This window comes from Limnofasciculus baicalensis BBK-W-15 (assembly GCF_024178385.1).
GTDB lineage: Bacteria > Cyanobacteriota > Cyanobacteriia > Cyanobacteriales > Coleofasciculaceae > Limnofasciculus > Limnofasciculus baicalensis.
The window spans coordinates 1-17,804 of the sequence record NZ_JAMZMM010000099.1; the positions used below are offsets into that span (position 1 = coordinate 1).

At 41.0% G+C, this 17,804-nt stretch carries 14 protein-coding genes and 1 pseudogene; 4 read left to right on the forward strand and 11 right to left on the reverse strand.

The features are described from left to right. Positions 1-83: 83 nt before the first annotated feature. The 4 genes and pseudogenes from NJ959_RS11965 to NJ959_RS11980 form a co-directional block, all read right to left on the reverse strand. A complete protein-coding gene (locus tag NJ959_RS11965) occupies positions 84-2,285 on the reverse strand; it encodes a P-loop NTPase family protein (RefSeq protein WP_254011982.1) in 2,202 nt (733 codons plus the stop codon). Positions 2,286-2,479: 194 nt separating this feature from the next. Continuing rightward, positions 2,480-3,295: pseudogene (locus NJ959_RS11970) on the reverse strand (RNA-guided endonuclease InsQ/TnpB family protein); the annotation flags it as partial. A gap of 50 nt (positions 3,296-3,345) precedes the next feature. Further along, a complete protein-coding gene (gene mutS, locus NJ959_RS11975) occupies positions 3,346-6,141 on the reverse strand; it encodes a DNA mismatch repair protein MutS (RefSeq protein WP_254011984.1) in 2,796 nt (931 codons plus the stop codon). After that, on the reverse strand, positions 6,138-6,281 hold the full coding sequence (locus NJ959_RS11980; RefSeq protein WP_254011985.1) for a hypothetical protein: 144 nt from the start codon (positions 6,279-6,281) through the stop codon (positions 6,138-6,140). Before NJ959_RS11980 ends, mutS begins: the two co-directional genes overlap by 4 nt. Before the next feature lie 210 nt (positions 6,282-6,491). Between NJ959_RS11980 and NJ959_RS11985 the strand changes: the two genes are divergently transcribed. Next, positions 6,492-6,986, forward strand: coding sequence for a GAF domain-containing protein (locus tag NJ959_RS11985; protein WP_254011986.1), 495 nt, complete (start codon positions 6,492-6,494; stop codon positions 6,984-6,986). Between the two features lie 146 nt (positions 6,987-7,132). Here NJ959_RS11985 and NJ959_RS11990 read toward each other — a convergent pair whose 3' ends face one another. Beyond that, positions 7,133-7,543 (reverse strand): YbjN domain-containing protein, encoded by a 411-nt coding sequence (locus NJ959_RS11990; RefSeq protein WP_309242609.1) that lies wholly within the window; start codon positions 7,541-7,543, stop codon positions 7,133-7,135. Further along, entirely contained in the window at positions 7,455-7,913 is a 459-nt protein-coding gene (locus NJ959_RS11995) for a hypothetical protein (RefSeq protein ID WP_254011987.1), read from the reverse strand. Before NJ959_RS11995 ends, NJ959_RS11990 begins: the two co-directional genes overlap by 89 nt. A 60-nt stretch (positions 7,914-7,973) precedes the next feature. On the opposite strand from NJ959_RS11995, the gene NJ959_RS12000 reads away from it, so the two are divergent. Continuing rightward, positions 7,974-8,300: a type II toxin-antitoxin system Phd/YefM family antitoxin gene (locus NJ959_RS12000; protein ID WP_254011988.1), complete on the forward strand. Its 327-nt coding sequence runs from the start codon at positions 7,974-7,976 to the stop codon at positions 8,298-8,300. Here NJ959_RS12000 and NJ959_RS12005 read toward each other — a convergent pair. The 4 genes from NJ959_RS12005 to NJ959_RS12020 form a co-directional block, all read right to left on the reverse strand. Beyond that, positions 8,276-8,911, reverse strand: a complete 636-nt coding sequence (locus tag NJ959_RS12005; protein ID WP_254011989.1) for a HEAT repeat domain-containing protein — start codon at positions 8,909-8,911, stop codon at positions 8,276-8,278. The genes NJ959_RS12000 and NJ959_RS12005 overlap by 25 nt on opposite strands. Before the next feature lie 2 nt (positions 8,912-8,913). Further along, on the reverse strand, positions 8,914-9,591 hold the full coding sequence (locus NJ959_RS12010) for a hypothetical protein (RefSeq protein WP_254011990.1): 678 nt from the start codon (positions 9,589-9,591) through the stop codon (positions 8,914-8,916). Between the two features lie 9 nt (positions 9,592-9,600). Continuing rightward, positions 9,601-13,638: an eCIS core domain-containing protein gene (locus NJ959_RS12015; RefSeq protein WP_254011991.1), complete on the reverse strand. Its 4,038-nt coding sequence runs from the start codon at positions 13,636-13,638 to the stop codon at positions 9,601-9,603. 280 nt (positions 13,639-13,918) lie between these two features. Further along, a complete protein-coding gene (locus tag NJ959_RS12020; protein ID WP_254011992.1) occupies positions 13,919-15,040 on the reverse strand; it encodes a site-2 protease family protein in 1,122 nt (373 codons plus the stop codon). Positions 15,041-15,347: 307 nt separating this feature from the next. Between NJ959_RS12020 and NJ959_RS12025 the strand changes: the two genes are divergently transcribed. Together NJ959_RS12025 and NJ959_RS12030 are read left to right on the forward strand one after the other, a co-directional pair. After that, on the forward strand, positions 15,348-15,845 hold the full coding sequence (locus tag NJ959_RS12025) for a 2TM domain-containing protein (RefSeq protein WP_254011993.1): 498 nt from the start codon (positions 15,348-15,350) through the stop codon (positions 15,843-15,845). 89 nt (positions 15,846-15,934) lie between these two features. Beyond that, complete coding sequence (locus NJ959_RS12030) at positions 15,935-17,014, forward strand: DUF3616 domain-containing protein (RefSeq protein WP_254011994.1); 1,080 nt, start codon at positions 15,935-15,937, stop codon at positions 17,012-17,014. A gap of 139 nt (positions 17,015-17,153) precedes the next feature. On the opposite strand, the gene NJ959_RS12035 is transcribed toward NJ959_RS12030, so the two are convergent. Further along, positions 17,154-17,546, reverse strand: a complete 393-nt coding sequence (locus NJ959_RS12035) for a hypothetical protein (RefSeq protein ID WP_254011995.1) — start codon at positions 17,544-17,546, stop codon at positions 17,154-17,156. Positions 17,547-17,804 lie beyond the last annotated feature (258 nt).

Here is a 17,804-nt window from a genome sequence, read left to right on the forward strand (position 1 = left end):
GGAGTGGGGAGTAGGGAGTAGGGGGAACAATTCCCCTAACCTCTAACATCTAACATCTAACATCTCACTTTTCCGCCCATTTATCAATTTAAAAACTGCATATCTTTTAGTTGGTTAGCAGCTACAGCTTTATCGACTAATTGGAGCCATTGCTGTCGATCGTTTCCCTCTTGATTGACTCCAAATTCAAAAGGCCAGATTTTAGCTCTTTCCTGAAATATAAAAACTTGCCATTCATTTTTCATATCTTTAGTGCGCAAAACGCGATCGACAAATTCCTCAATTTCGGCAAAGACTGCGTGAGTAGGCTCACTAGAAAATTCTTCTAAAACTTGTTGACATTTAAACACTGCTTCGTCTTGGAGTACTTCGAGATAGCTGAGGATTTCCTTAGCTTTTAGTTCTCTAGATTCTGTTGACGTTGATTGAGACAGTTGCAGATTGGTTCTAGTTGGGTTAAGGTTGTCCAAGTAAGGTCGAATTCGGTAATGGAAGTGAACTCGATAGGATAGATCGAAATCCGACAGGTTTTTGAATGCTTTTTTGAGTCTCTTTAAATTATCTGGCAACAAATCCACTATAATTTTAATAAATTCAGATCCTCTTACCTCTGTCAAGCCTCCCAAATTTCCCTCTTTAACCAAGACATCAGTCACTTGAGTTTTTGCTCCTTCGACATACTTACTCAGCACCTTATCGATTCCTTTTAAGTGCCGCGTCAGTCTCTGGCGGATTTCATATAGGTATTTAGCGTAGGTTGATTGCCAATCGCCTTCTTCAAAACGCCGATTTATAATTTGATTTATTGGGTAATTGTTGGGCACTACAGAATCATTTTTACATGTTTTGATAATTAATTCAACCTGTTGTCTAAATAGCTCCTCCTCGCGGCGATCCATTTTGACTCGATCCAGATGAGTCAGGAGTTCATCAAGTCGCCATGTCAAGCTTGACCAGAGTTTATTGAATAGGGGCAAAAACTTTTTCATATCATTACTATCATTGACGACTGCGCCGCTTGACCAATCTCTACGAGCGTTTTCTAGCTCAGTATTGATGGAGATTTGAAGTTGGTTGATTTGTCTCTGGTAAGCTCGGGCATGTTGTTTGTCTAGATAAGTAATATTATTGGCGAGATAACTGAGAACTAAATTAAAAAATCCGTTAGTTTGTTTGGGATTGCTACAGTTTACTATCTCGCAGCGGACGACATTAATCTGGTGTTCACGAATGGTGGTTTGATGCTTTTGACAGGCTTCTAAATTATCTTCAGAAGCCATGGCATTGAGAATCATAAAGGAACGATTTTCAATGTTATGTAATGCTTCAGTCGCGGTTTTGTATAAGTCTAGATCGCGTTTTTCCCAGCCAACACAGAGGGGATCTGGTTTGCGGATGAAGATAACAACATCAACTTCTTCTCCTAGTCGGGTTAATTCTTCTTTTGCGGGTGTGTTTTCACCTAATCCGGGGCTATCAACGAGAGCAATTTTTGCTAAATCTGGATATGTAAAGGGACAGAATATTTTCACATCTCGCACGACTAGATGCTCGAAGGAAATCAAATCACCAAGAGGAAACCTTCGCTGACAAATATATTGATAAATCCGCTCTTTAGGTATTCGTGGTAATTGTCGTGGTTCTCCTGATTTTAAGAGATGTCTGTATTCTGGCAAGTTTTTGTGATAATCTTCTTTCAAGTATTTGTATATGGATATTTGGCTAGGATCTGTCCCGGTAAATTCAGGTAGATATTTGGCAAATTCATTGAGGGTTTGAGGTGGATTTCCTAAACCTAATAGTTGGTAGTATGGTTTAATTACCTCCTCTATAAATGTCTGTTCTGAATGTATGACAACTTCAGCAGATGTTTCCTCTGGGTGATGATAAAGAGTATTGATAACTGCGGTGCAGGCTCCTCCTTTGAGAATTGGAATTACAGACATTGTGACTCCGCTGAGGCTTTGGAGAAAGGTACTTTTACCTTGCCCTACTACTCCGACTACGCCAATTGTTAGGTTATGGCGAGACAAACGCTGTCTGAGTTGGCACAATTGAGCGAGTTGAGTGGTAATTTTGAGTTGTAGGGAATTCAAATCGAGATTGGCAAGATGTGAGGTAATGTCGGGTTCTTTAATTTGTTGTTGTAAATCCTCGCGGCGTTTGTTAATGATTCGCAAAATATCCGCAAGCAAGTTGAGTTTTACCTCGACACTGGCAATTTTTTTGACGAGGGGTTGGCGTTGTCCAATAATGTTATCAATGGCTTGAGATCGAGTTAACATCCATTTGAGTCTTACAAAATGGTAGATGGAATGTCCGCAATAATTGGGACAAGTTTCTGGTTGTGAGAAAAAGATTTTGATAAATTTTTTTAGGTTATTAGCGATTCCGTTGAAAAGAAATTACTGCCCACGCATATCAATTTAGGTAGATAACTGGGTTGTTGACACTCCCCGGACTGAAGTCACGGGGATTCTTAAGACTTCGCAGCCTTAATATCCTGATTAATCAGGTTCCCAAACTCACTACGTTTGCTTTTTGAGCGTGGTGATATCTTTTGGGCGTTTAGGTGTCTAGCACCAAGTTTCGCCGAGTCCCGACGTACTATTTCTAATCCTCTATCCCTGATAGTTTTTGCCGCACCAATATCAGCGTGTTCATGATAGCCGCATTCAGTACAAATGAATTTTTCTCTATTGCGGTTACTCGCGTGAATATGGCCACAACTTCTACATTCTCGGCTAGAGTTTTGGGGATTAACTTTAATTACGACCTTTCCTTGCTTTACAGCGAGATACTCAATCTTTAAAATTAAATCGCTCCAGCCAGCATCAGCGATAGCACGATTTAAACCTTTCTTTCTTGACTGTCCATTAGGCATAAACCGCCCTCTATTGTCAGTTTTGACCCGACAGCGTTTCATCATTCCAGAAACGTTTAAATCTTCCAGGGCAATTCCATCTACATTTCTCGATACAATCTGGTTGGCTACTTTCCATTGGTAAGCTTGGCGTTTATCAGCAATTCGTTTGTGTAAGCGTCCTAATTTCTGAGCGGCTTTTTTTCGATTATTACTCCCTTTCGCTTTACGACTAACACTCTTTTGTCTAATTTTGAGAAGATGTCGAGTTTTTTTGTTGGTTGAGAACTTAGGATTGTCTATTTGATGTCTATCTGACAGATGAACAAGTTTGGTAATCCCTAAGTCACAACCGATTACTTTTTTCACCTCAGCTAAAGGTTTAGCCATGTAATCTGGTACAGTTTTATCTTCAATTCTGAGAGACAGAAACCATCCATGTTGACGCTAGGGATGGTTTAGTTGGTAATTTTAAGACGAGTCTAGGGATCGCTAAAAATATCTAACTGTTCCACCGCTATATTTGAAGAGGCATTGTTTGTCAACTGTTGTTGGTCTTGAATGCCTGTACGAAGTCCTACTGCAATTTTACTATGTTTTTCGATTTGTCCCATCACTTGTTTTGCCCGTTGAATCACCACTGCTGGTAAACCCGCCAAACGCCCAGCCTCAATCCCATAGGAGCGATCCGCACCTCCGGGTTGCACTTGGTGTAAAAATATAATTTGGTCTGGCAGCTCTTTGACTGTCACTTGATAATTCGCAACATTGGGTAAAATGGAGGCAAGTTCGTTGAGTTCGTGGTAATGTGTGGCAAAAATGGTTCGCGCCTGAATTTCTGTGGCTAGATACTCTGCCACCGCCCAAGCAATGGATAATCCATCAAAGGTGGCTGTACCTCGTCCAATTTCATCTAATAATACTAAAGATTTCCCGGTAGCGTGATTGAGGATATTGGCAGTTTCGTTCATTTCTACCATAAAGGTAGATTGCCCCGTGGCTAAGTCATCTACCGCACCAACTCGCGTAAAAATGCGATCGCAGATTCCCACATTTGCCGAAGTTGCTGGTACAAAACTCCCTGTCTGTGCCATCAGTTGAATTAATCCTACTTGCCGTAGATAACAACTCTTGCCACTAGCATTTGGCCCTGTGAGGATGATTAAATCTGGGGGGTTGTTTGTTGTTTGTTGTTTGTTTTTTGTTTTTTGTTGTTTGTTTTTTGGGATTAGAGTCTTAGTTTTGGTATTTGGAGAAATTCCTTCTTCCCCACTCCCCACTCCAAAAAACCCACTCCCCAAATAAGCGGAATTGGGGACAAAAAAACCTGTGGGTAATGATTTTTCGACTACGGGATGGCGACCTTCTATAATCGTAATTTCTCTAGTTTCTACTATATTGGGGCGACAGTATCCTTGATGGACTGCTACTTCTGCTAAACCACACAATACATCAACTGCGGCTACGGCACGAGATACATTCCGAATTGCTTCGGCGTGTTCCCCTACTTCGGAACGTAAATTGCCAAACAGTTCGTATTCTAATCGGTTTAAATCATCTCTGGCGGAGAGAATTCTTGTCTCCCTTTCTTTTAATTCTGTGGTAATGTAGCGTTCTTCATTAGTAAGGGTTTGCTTGCGGATATAGTTTTCTGGTACTTGATCTGCTTTAGTCCGGGAAATACTAATATAGTAACCAAATGTTTTATTATACCCTACCTTCAGATTAGGAATTCCCGTCCGTTCCCGTTCGGTTAATTCTAAATTAGCAACCCATTGTTGATCGTTTTCCGCAGTGAGACGCATGTCATCTAACTGAGCATTCACTCCCGATCTAATTAAGTTCCCTTCCTTTAAATGGAGTGGGGGCGACTCAATAATATGGGCTAGAATTTTTTGCCCTAATTCTTCTAAGTTTGGCGGGACTTTGTGCAAAGCTTTTAGATAGGGAGAAGAACCATAAGTGGCAGTTTCGGCTAAATATGATAACTTGACAAGAGACTCTGCTAATGCTACTAAATCTCTAGCATTTGCTGTTCCAGAACCTGCCCTTCCCGTCAAACGTTCGATATCGTAAATACCCCGTAATAACTGCCGTAAATCTTCTCGCAGTGAGGTATTTTCGACTAATTCTTGAATGGTATCTTGTCGCGCCCTAATCCCTTTAATATCTAAAAGTGGTTGTAATAACCAGCGGCGCAATGCTCTACCTCCCATGGCTGTAGCAGTTCGATCCAGTGCCCAAAGTAGGGAACCGTGAAAAGTATTATCTCTAACAGTAGCCGTAATTTCTAAATTGCGGCGAGTTTGGTGGTCGATAATTAAATAGTCGGCAATAGTATAAGTGCGTAATCGTTGCAGGGCGATATAATTTTCTTTTTGGGTATCTGCCAAATATTCCAGTAAACCACCAGCAGCGCGGACACTTAAAGAGAGATGTTCGCAACCCATGCCTTCTAGGGATCGCACTTTAAATCTTTCTACTATTCGCTGTCTTGCTTCCCCATGACTGAAGGGAGTTTGGGGACGAAAAGCATAACAAAATGAATTAGGCAAACAATCTGGCAAACGATCTGATTTTTCCCCTGGGCGCAACATATTCCCCACATCTAAGGCATTCGCAGGGATTAATATTTCTGCTGGTTGTAAGCGGAGAATTTCTTGGCTTAGTAGATCTAATTCTGTTGATTGAGTGGTAAAAAATTCTCCTGTAGAAATATCAGCATAAGCTAAACCCCAATGAGTTCCAGCTATTACTACAGCCGCTAAAAAATTATTACGTCTAGCACTGAGCATCCCCTCTTCTAACAAAGTACCAGGAGTTAAAATTCTGGTCACCTCGCGGCGCACCTGACGACCTTCTTTTTGGGCGATTGCGGCATCTTCTACTTGATCGCAAATTACGACAGCAAATCCTTTTTCTACTAATATAGTGGAATAGCGATCTAGAGAATGGTGGGGTACGCCTGTCATAAATACCCGTCCAATTCCCTTCCCCGCATCCTTGCTAGTTAAAACTAATTCTAATTCTTGCGCTAACCGATGAGCATCCTGAAAAAATGTTTCGTAAAAATCACCTACCCGATAGAGTAAAATAGCATGGGGATATTGGTCTTTTAGTTCAGCAAAATGCTGCATCATCGGTGTCAATTTGCTGCGATCGACTGTCCGATGATCGAGATTTTCTGCCGCTACTTGCAGTGCTTTGTCTGTAGCGCGAATGGCATTAGCACTGTTGGTTTCGTCAGGAGATGTAGATGCGTTGAGGTATCCGCTCATGGGCGATCCGCAGAATGGGGTAGTTCTTCTTGACTGTATCTCAACAGAGGCGCGATCGTCAAAGCCATAATTTTAATCTTATCGTGGTGATGGCAAGGAATGGAAGCTGGGACAAAAGGGAAGAGGGAATGGTGTCGCATTATCTTGTAACACACCCTCGTCGGGTGACAGAGCTAAAATGATGGAATGGATCTGGCTTGGGTCGAGGGTTGTTGCCCTTTGGCGGCGGAAGATTAATTATTTAATTAACCACTAAGACACGAAGACACGAAGGAGCAAATGGATAATATTCTACCCCAAAGGGGGTAAAATAGTTTAATCCTTCATCCTTCACACTTCATCCTTTAGTAATGAGCGATTCTGGTTTACGGGAATTATTGATCCGCCTCGGCAAAAATCTGGAGCGGGATGAGTTAGTTCAGGAAACCACCGACTATCTCAGAAATTTACTTAATGTCGATCGGATTGTTCTCTATTATTTCTATAATGAATGGAAGGGACGGGTTACTTTTGAATCTTTAAGTTCTCATCAATTATCTATTTTCGGTTCTACAGGTGCTGATGATTGTTTTAATGATGAATATGCGGAGTTATACAAAGCTGGCAGAGTAAGAGCGATCGCAGATATTAGATTAGAAGCTCTCCACCCTTGCCACCGCGAGTTTCTTGAAAGTGTTGGAGTTCGTGCTAATTTGGCTGTGCCCATTCTCAATGAGAAACGTTTATGGGGTTTGTTGATTGCCCATCACTGTCAAGATGCTCATTTCTGGTTACCTGGGGAAATTAAGGAGATGAAAAAAGCGGCTATTACATTGGCAACCGCTGCTTCAATTCAGGATAGTTGATATTATGGGTATCGGGCAAGCACCATTTGCAATAAAGGTAGGGTGGGCACTCCCCACTAACTTCATCATCAGCTTTTCAACTTCTTCATGGGAGTGCCCACCCTACATCCCACATTCCCCTAAGAGCCAATTGTTAGTTATGATACCTATTGTTCGATTTGTGCGATCGCATCTTGTGGGAATACATTATTTTCAATTACTGCCCTAATCCCAGGTAGATATTCATCCATCATCGTCAAGTTGGCATAAACCAAGTGATTAATCAATGCTGAGGTAAGTTTATCTCCTTCTACATCAATACCAGTTTTGTAGCGAATTTCTCCATCGCTAAAGTCTAGCTCAAAGTTACCAATCATCATCCCATAATTTGCTCTAGTAATAAACTCAGCTATAGCCAGTCGCTTGGATTCTGGTGCGCTGATGGGGCAAATTGAATAGAAAACAAATTGTTGCTGTTTTTCTCTAGCTTTAGCATAACATTTCCATGTTCCATCTTTCCGTAGATAGTAGGGAATATGGGGCTTGAAAATTTTCAGGTGGTTCGTTATTAGATTCAGATATTAATTGAGGTTGCTGTTGGCTGAGGTTTAAAATATAGGCGGCTGCTTCCGAAGCGTTAGTAGCATTTTCTAGTAGGAGGGGAAGTAAATCTGGTTTAAGAATAGTTTCGATTTGGATGTCGGGTGATGGTTGGAATTTCCCAGCAGAGAGTAAACCACGTATTTCGGGCTTAAGATTAAATAAGGCGTTGTTGTCGATGCGTTGGTAGACTTCTAGATTAACGTGGAATGTGAGACGACAGTCAATAATTTGGTCGTTTTCTTGGGTGAGGGATAGGGTTATGGTTTGGAGAGTTAGGGGGGTTTGGGTGGAGTCGTGTAGGGTTAACTCGTTGTCTAGTTGATAATTATCGGTATTTGTAGTCATTTGTCTTATTCTGTATCTTTCTCATCTATAATAAATGTACATCAATATGTCCACAAACCAATGTTTTCCTACGAAATCACGTCCCCAACGGATGCCAGGAATGACCTTTTTAAGTTGTTAGACGAGTTTGTCAAAAATCATCATGTTTACATCATTAATCGTCGTGAAGGGGAGAATGTCGCATTGATTGCCGAGTCCGATTTGAGGAGTTTAGTTGAGACAGTTTATTTGTTGCGATCTCCGGCAAATGCACGTAGATTGCTGGATGCAATAGATGAGTTGAAAACTGGGAAAATTAGACCTCAAACGATTGAAGAACTTCAGGAGGAGTTGGGGATTGAGCAAGAAGAAAAAGAAGAAAGTCAACCAGTTTCAATTAATTCCTGAGAGTTTTGTAACTGAAAAATAGCTTTATTTGCTATTTCAATAACATAAGTGCTTTCATCCTCCAAAGCTTCTTGCCAAACTTCAAGCAGCCTGGGACGATTTAGTACTAAAAGTGAGTCAGCGGCAAAAATACGCACGTAAACATCTTCATCTTCTAGAAGCAAAATAATTAATCCGTCTACAGCTTTCTCATCATTATAGTACTGAAGTTGCTGTGCCACTATTTGCCTTGGTCTTCTCGCTCTTTTCTCCCGGTAAACCTCATCAATCAGACATTTCAAAATTTCAGGACTTCTATAATTTTCTAGAGCAGATAAAGCTTCACTACGGACTCGCTCTTCAGGATCTTGTCTGGCTGATTCAATCAGATACGACACAGTACGAATATCGCCAATATCTCCTAAATTGCAAGCTGCTGTACCTCGTACTTCGAGATCGGGATCGGATAAAAAAGGAACTATAATTTCTAAAGCATTATCTGGTTTAAGAGTTCCTATTTTATCTAGCGCTAACTCACGAATATCTGGGTTTGAGTTTGACAATTCTGCTATGGCTGTCTGTAATTTATCCATAAAAATATTAATAATGTAAGTGTTACGTGGAAAACCCATGTCTACATTTCACCCCATTCATTTATCCGTTCATCAAAAGAAGTAATTCCTCCTAACTGATTACATATATTCTCTATAGCCAAAGCATAACTAGCACCATTGACAAAGAATGATTCAGGAAATATGCCAAGAAAAATCTGGAGCTGATAAAAAATACCACCTATCTCAACACTATATAATTCTGGTGTTGGGGCTGAAATATCTTTGGCTAATTTTTGGACTTGATCTGAACTATTAATTACCGTCTTTGCTTTTTCTGCCAATGTCTCATTTTTGAAATCAGCGATAATCATACACCCAATTTCTTGCGGATCATTGCCTTCATTCCACGGTGAATCTAGATCGTAGGCATAGATTTCAATGTCTTCTTCAGATAATTTTGGCAGTCCTGAAATATGACCATTTAAAGTAACATTTACTCGCCAACATATTGACCAATAATCTTTCCAGTATTTTGCATCTAAATCTCTGTAATAATTAGATCTATAAGCAATGCTGTCCCAATATTTTGGAGCAACATTAATCCCAAGGGTATCCAATATCTGAATGTAAAAATCTAAAGATTCTTCAGGCAAATTGAGAGTAGCGATTGGAGTCATGTTAAAAGTTATAATACTAGAAGATTCATCTTTCTGATTTAAAGATGGATGCCATATTATATAAGTAGGATCTTGTTCCATAATATACCTCTAATCTCTTTCATCTGGACCTTTGAATTTTTCACCTATATCAAACCGATATTCTCCTTCCATTTTTGATTTTGCACCATCACTACTATTTTGACTCCGACTCATAATTTTCAATTCGTCAAGTCGTCCTGCAAAAGTAAACCAGTTGCGGCGAGTTGGCTGATCTGTATTGTATCCAGTATCATTCCAATGGCTCATGACAGATGGAGCGTGTTCAATCGTTACATCTGATTTAGGTACAACCTTACCGCTTATTGGATCTTTCCAGTTGTCTTTATCTACTTGATATTTAGTAAGTAGTTGATTTCTTCTTTCTATTGCTTCTGCACTATAAGGCTTATTAGAACCATAAAATCGCTTGCGTATTTTGTCCTTACTTCGATATTGTTCTTTGAGCATTCCATCCTTAATATACTTTGTCTCTCGCATCAAGTCTCTTTTAGGTGTCTCTCCTTCAGGGTTAATTACACCCTTAATGTGGACAGTTTCAGTCTTACTGCTCTCTTTATCAACAACAAGCTCAAGAGAAGTCAAGTCATACTTCAACTTAATATCTGGTAGATGTTTTTTAACTTCATCAGAAGATAGATTTTGCCCTTTTAACAGGGTATCAGCTTCACCTAAAGCTTTCTTAAGGTCAGCTTCCTTCTCGTCTTTCGTCCGCTCGTCAGGCTTACCCTCCTGATCTTCCTTATTCCCCTTACCCTTCTTCCCCTTAAACAAACTCTTCGCCTTCTGAAGCACCTTATCAATCGCCAAATCAATCCGCTGACGAATCTTCCCAACAATACCCTGCACCTTCTTCGCCAAGTCACCAATACCCAACAATGAAGCCAAGAAACCAATCACCACAGGTAACGACTTCGCCAGCGCATTTTCCACCAATTTCGCTGCACCACCAACAGCACCAGAGGCAATAGCAACTACTGCATCAGTAATCGCACTCACCAATTCTACTACCTGGCTACCCTGGTTAACAAAGAACATTACGATGTCATAAATTGCCATCGCTGCTTTCACAAATGCTGAAGCGGGATTCAATAAACCAATTATCCATTTCACCCCAGCGGTAATTACCTGGGTAATCAGCATTCCTTTAATTTCTTCTATTACTGTTTCTTTCAAATCGCCAAAATGTTCTTGGACATGTTCCCATAATCCCATCGGTCCTTTATTCGCGATAATCTGGAATATCTCGACGGTTTTTTCCATCCCCTTGACTATCGGTTCACCAAACATTTTCACCGCTTTCATGCGGATATAATTCCAAGTTGTCCCTAGTATCTGCGTGACTAGACTAAAAATGCCTTGGAGACTGAAGATATCCTCTGGTAATTGCAGCCCTAAAGCTCCCATTGCACCTGTCAGCCAACCCATTAAACCTGTCTGGAGGTGGGTGATAATGTTACCGACAAAGTTATCGAAACCTTGCTTAATGCCACTGACGAGATTCCCCAGGAAACCAATCGGATCTTTAATAATGTTTGCAACGGCACTCGCGGCTTTTGCCAAGACTCCCATCAGCATATCTTTCAATTGCATGATGGTTTTGATAGTTCCTGCTATGGCATCTGTTGCCTTATCCACCAACCCGCGATTTTCTGCCTTCATTTCCTCAATCTTGGCATCAATCGCTTGGAGGTTTTCGTTATACTTCTGCGCGAGAGAATCAACTAATTCATTCTGCTTGTTATCGACACTTTGTTCTAATTCATCAAATTGCCCTTGAATATTTTGCGCGGCTTCTTGCCCGACTTGCCGCAGGTTTTGAGGTAAACTAGTGACATACTTTTGAATATCTTGTTTACCTTTGGCAATTTCCGCCTTGGCTGTATTGAGTTTGTTGGCAACCAAATTAGCAATTTTATCGATAGTTTTCCCCATACTGGCGAGGTACTGTTTCTTGCCTTCTTGATAGAAAGCGTTTACCTCGCTGGGCATACCGAATAATTTATCTTTAACCCATTTTCCCTTACCGAGTACACCACTGTAGCGCTCTTCCTTATAAGCATCCATTCGCTGCGTAACATAATTCTCAAACTCTGTCTTAGCAGCAGCAGCACCTTGGTCAAATTCTTGATTTACCTGTTTATCTAACTCACCTAGACTTTTTTCAACTGTCTGTTTAGTCTTGTTATAAATACCCTGAATATGGTTAGCAACTTCCGCCCGTTTTCCCTCATCTTGTCCCTTGGTTTGACCTTGAATGCCAACTATTTGCGTTAATAATTGAGCGCGATTTCCGTCCATTCCTTGCAACTGGTTTTGCGCTGTTGTTTGTGCCTCTCCTTGTGCCTGAGTTAGGGTGGCTTTCTCTTCTTGGCGATAGGCTGTTGGTGCTGTATTTGCTTGAGTTTCGGCTGTATTCTTAGCCGCTAATGCACCTTGGAATTGTGGTTCATTTGACTTTGCCAATTGTTCTTCTGTAACTTTGGCATCAGTCATCTGTTTGTCAAGAGATTGGCTGCCTGCTTGTAAGGAAACTTCCGCTTCAGACTTCGGTTTCGGTGCAGCAGCAGATGCACCAATATCAGAAGTTGGTGAACCTATCTGATTTGGTGGTAATGGTGTGACAGGTTTAGCCGGAATACCACTGGTATTAGGAGATTCTTTAGTTTTGTTTTCAATTGAATCGGCAGCTTGTTTTTTCTCTGCCGTAACCTGGGATGACAAATCCCCTTTTACGGAATTGATTTTATTATTATTTTTGAAATTATCTGCTTCTTCCAGAGTTTGGGGTGTAACTGCCGCAATCTTTTCCATCAGTGCGGCTTTGAATGCTGCGGCGTTAAATTTCCCTGGCTGCTGCTGATTAATTTCCTCAACCTGGCGATGCTGGGCTTTACTGGTGACTTCGTTAGCTGGAGGAATTGCAGCCGCTTGTGCTTCGGCTGATTTTTGTCCTGCTGGTGGATGATTTTTTTCCTGTTGAGCTACCTTTTTGGCGCGATCGACTACTATTTTAAAAGCAGGATCGTTTTGAGGAGAAGCAATATTTCCACTTTTAGCAGTACTAGATGGAGTTGCTGGTTGGGGATTTTCCTTTCGCTGAATTATCTGTTTTTCTGTAGCATAAAGTTTTTTTGCTTGTAACTTATTTTCCTTCCTCGCCAGTTTTCTAATTGATTTCGGCTGAATTGCCCCCGTTTGCTGCACTACATGAGTCAACTCATGAGCAATTAATTCCTGCCCTTCCTGATTCTGTGGCTGATATTCCCCTTGCTTAAAGAAAATATCTTTACCAGTAGTAAATGCTTTCGCCTGTATCGATTTATTCAGCTTGTCAGATGTACTATCGGTGTGAACTTTAACTCCACTAAAGTCAGCCCCAAATGCCGACTCCATCGGTTGTCGCACATCATCAGATAGCGCATCTCCACTCCCCCGTTTCTGTTGAATTGTCTCTTCTAGATTGGATTGGGCACTTATCCCACTTTCGTCTTCATGCTGGGATTCATTCTCCAACCGAAATGGAGTTAATTTTGGCTGAATTCCGATTTGCGAATTTGCCGTATAAACTGGAATATCGATAAAGTTTGCTGCCGGATAAGCAGATGGCTTTCCCTCTTTTTCTGTATCTAATGTTTCTGATTGGTTTTCTGTTATCTCACTCTCTGACTTTTCTTGAAGCTGTTGTGCCTCATCTCCATCAGTATCCGACATCTGCTGGATTTGGCTAACCTCTCCTGAAGCTGGCGCAGGGACTTCAATTGCTTCAATTTCTGGTTGAGCGGCAGTAGTATCATCAGGAAGCGGTAATGATGCCTGTTCGTTGACACTTCCGTCTAAAGACGGCTCGCTCTCGGCTTCGTTTCCTGTAATATCGTCAGTAGTTGATGGTTCCTCTTGTACATTAACTGGTAATTTGAAAGCATTGTAGCCAAAACTGGCTAGATTCTTCAGTTGCTCTGGCGAGAGTTGGACTAAATTTTTACGAGCCTGCGGTACTTTGAAGCGGCGTTGTCCCCTGGGATTGGGGAATGATGTCCGACTGCTGGGAAGGGAACTTTTTTTCCTGAGCCAATCTCTACCAGACATTCCCCGATCCTCCACCAGAATTAAAGTTCTTTCTATTTTAAATGGTTTCAGGCAAGTGTATTCTTATCTCTTACAAAACTTTACAAATCACAATTAGTTAAAGCCCTATTGCCTTTTGCCCGAGACGAGGGATAATACTCCCTTACCGTGGGAAGATTAATTTTTCAATTAAACACTAAGACACTAAGAAGGAAATAGATAGATAATCTTCTTCGGCAAAGGGAGGGCGAGTCGCTACTATAATCTATAGTAGCGACTCGCCCTTACACTCAAAACTACTTTAAGCAGGGGTAACTTCAGATTTTTTCTCCAATAAGTTGAGAATTGAAGATTTTTCGAGAAGTCCTACTAATACTCCATTATCCCGCACTACAGGTATTTGAGTCACCTCTCCTTGTTCCAAGAGTACAACTACTTCTAACAAAGAGCTATCTGATTGTACAATTGTTGAAGCATCAACAGGTTGGGTGAGTTCTCGGACTGGAGTTATCGGCCAATTGGAGGTGGGAATAGTCTTTAAATTATCCACTGCGATCGCACCTAATAGTTGACCTGCTTCATCGGTGACTAAGAATTTCCGCCATTCACCTTTGCCAATCACGTAATTGTTGGCAAATTCTCGCAAAGACAAGTCAGCAGATACAATTGGACTATTGGGCATTACTGCGTCTTCGGCTTTGAATGCCATTAGCCTTTCTTGAATTGTAGCTGATTGAGCTGAACGACCTGCATTTTGGAGTAAGAATAATCCAATTAACAGTGTCCAGAAGCTACCAATACTACTAAGTCCTAAGATAGAGAGAGCGCCTAATGTAATTCCTACCCATCCGATAAATTGACCGACACGACTAGCAAATACTATGCCTTTATAGGGATTGCCCGTAACCTTCCAAACTAGTGCTTTTAGGATGTTTCCCCCATCCAAAGGTAAGCCAGGAATTAGGTTAAATAATGCCAGGACTAAGTTAATATAAGCCAGGATTTGCACAATCGCGAGAGTCGCACCAGACATGCCAGTATTGACACCAATAATAGTCAAGAGACCGAATAGTGCTAAACTGACTAATGGACCTGCGATCGCCACCCAAAATGCCTCAGATGGGGTTTCTGACTCTTTCTCTAAACTGGCTAAACCACCAAAGAGAAATAGGGTAATTGACTCGACTTGAATTCCCTGGCGAATGGCGACTAAACTATGTCCTAATTCGTGAGCTAAAACTGAGCCAAAGAACAACAGTGCGCCAGCAAATCCTAATAACCATGGTACTAAACCATGTAATCCTGGAAAACTCGCCAGATAACCCCCAAAGTCAAAGGTGACTAAACCTAAGACTAAAAACCAAGAGGGATGGACGTAAATGGGAATTCCTAATATATTACCAACACGAATACTGCCGTTCATATTTCTATTTCCTCAGCTTTTTACAAAAAACGAGTTCATTTCTATGTCTCTATCGTAACGAAATGTAAACCCAGCGACCACAGAGTAACTGTCGTAAAATCCGTCATCTAGGGTTCGGTTGTTATAGTAAGTGACATTCGTACATTTTACTTTCTCTTCCTTCTCCCCCTTCCCTTATCCTCCTTATCTTTCCTATAATGGGGTATGGGCTGGCTATTCCTGATATCGTCGATAATAATAAAGAATAAGCCATTCGCTTCCTAGCAAGAGGCAAAAGATGGCAAATGTTATTGAAAATACATAAAGTATGTCTATTTCTGAAAACGGAACCACCCCTTCTTACCGCCAAGAAGAGATCCAGCAAATCCTGAATCTCGCGATCGCACGTCAGGCGAGTGGCGATGACTTTTCGCGATCGCAACTAGTGGAAATCGCCGCCGAATTGGGGATTTCCCTCGAAAAGCTTAACTCGGCTGAACAAGAGTGGCTGCGCCAGCAAGAAACACAGCAAAAGCACCACGAATTTAATATCTACCGCCGTCGCAAATTACAGCAATCTTTTGCCAAATATGTTATCATAAATGGTTTCTTCGTTGCCCTTAACCTCTTGAGTGGAGGCACGCTTTCCTGGTCGTTATATATCTTATTGTTCTGGGGTTTAGGACTTGGACTTAGAACTTGGAATACCTATCAGTTAGAGGGAGATGAATACGAACAAGCATTTCAAAAGTGGTATCGTAAGCAACAGCTAACTCAGTTAACTCAATCTATTTTTACTAGGGTTAATAACTGGTTGAAGGCTTAGATTGGTTGAAGGCTTAGATTGGTTATTGGTTATTGGTTATTGGTATTTCAAACAACAAACAACAAACAACAAACAACAAACAACAAACAATGCCAAATCCATTTTTACTCAGCCGCGTACTCCTGCGATTCAAAGATAAATCAGATGAATTGATAAATGAATTATCCGCTGCAACATTCACTCCAGATGGTAGCTTGTGGCTGGGATCTGATGAATCCCTAACCCTTGAACGCCTCTCTCCCCTTGAACATTGCATTTTTGGCAAACATAAATCATTTTTTATGGGGGACTTCATCGAGCTATTTAATGATGAAGATGAAATCGATATTGAAGGTATAAGTTACGCCAACAATTATCTTTGGATTACAGGTTCCCATAGTACTAAGCGAGGAAAGCCAAGAGGCAAAAGTGCCCAAAAAGATATTAAAAGACTTGCCACAATTAAGACAGATGACAATCGCTATTTACTCGCTCGTATCCCGGTTTTAGATGGAGAATTATTAAAATCATGTTCCCATCCTGATAAACCAGATAAAAAACTTACAGCCGCCTGTCTAAAAAAAACAGAAACCACTAATATTCTGATTGAAGCCCTGAAAGCAGACAGCCACCTAAGCCCTTTTTTAAACTTGCAGTTACCCAGTAAAGATAATGGATTAGATATTGAAGGATTAGCAGTTTGTGGAGATAAAATTTTCTTAGGATTGCGGGGTCCAGTATTGCGGGGATGGGCAATTATCTTAGAATTAGAAGTAGTAGAAAGTGATCCAGGAGTCTTAACCCTCAAAGAAATTGGCGAAAATGGAACCCTATACAAAAAACATTTTCTTGATTTGAATGGTTTAGGGGTGCGGGAACTCTGCTTAAATGGTGAAGATATGATTATTCTGGGTGGAGCAACCATGGCTCTCGACGGTTTGATGCGAGTTTTCTGTCTCAAGGGAGTTTTAAACCATGATGGCGACAGCATAACTAGTGCGGGTTCAAAAGAGTTGGAGATATTATTTGACCTACCATTTACATTAGGATGCGATAGGGCTGAAGGATTAACTCTATTTCCCTGTTTAGGAGAATCAGATTCTTTGTTGGTGGTTTACGATTCGCCCTCTCCCACCAGAAAAATCGAACCTAATACTATTTATGGAGATGTTTTTCGCCGGAAAGTCTGACAAAAGTTGAACTATTTTTAATTAACACTCCCCGGAATCAAATCGCGGGGATTTTTAATCCTTTGCAGCATTAATATCCCGATCGCTCAGATGCACCGAGCTACCCATGGCTAGGGCGTGGTGAGATCCTTTTAACATCTCACGCCGACAACACCGAGTTGCGACATTTGGCATAATCTAGAGAGGTATTTTTCAGTTGCGGCTTTGGGGTTAAGTTTTGATTCAGCACATCCTCATGAGTGGCGAGGATATACTCAATTCCCCAATGAACGTACTTTTCTATTCGCAAACGCAATTCTAGGGAATGAGAGGGAAATCTGTTTTTAACGAATCGATTGAGTGAATCTTTGCTGGGGAAATAGGTTTCCGGAATTGATCCCATCACGTAGTCGATTAATTTTTGGCGAAAGTCTGGATTTCCAAAGACTTTCTTGCCGGATTCATCCGGATAAACTGCTAAAGCATGATCGATTTCTTCATTGACGACTTGTAATCCTAAATCGACGATTTTGGGGGAGATGGTTTGAGACATGACTTGTTTTCTCTAATTGAGGGATATCAGATAGGATGGAAGCCGCAGCTCTTGAAATCACTAGCTTACTGATATTTAGGGATAGCGACTCCAAGAGTCGGACTATTTCTGTAGGATATAACCTAGGGCTATCCATCGACTTTAAACCTCAAAAGTTAAAATTTCGGGTAAGAATATCCAAGTAATGCCATTGAAATCTAAAGAAAAGATTAAAAAACTGGCATGAGTGGGAGGAGTGGGAGGAAGGGGGGACAAGAG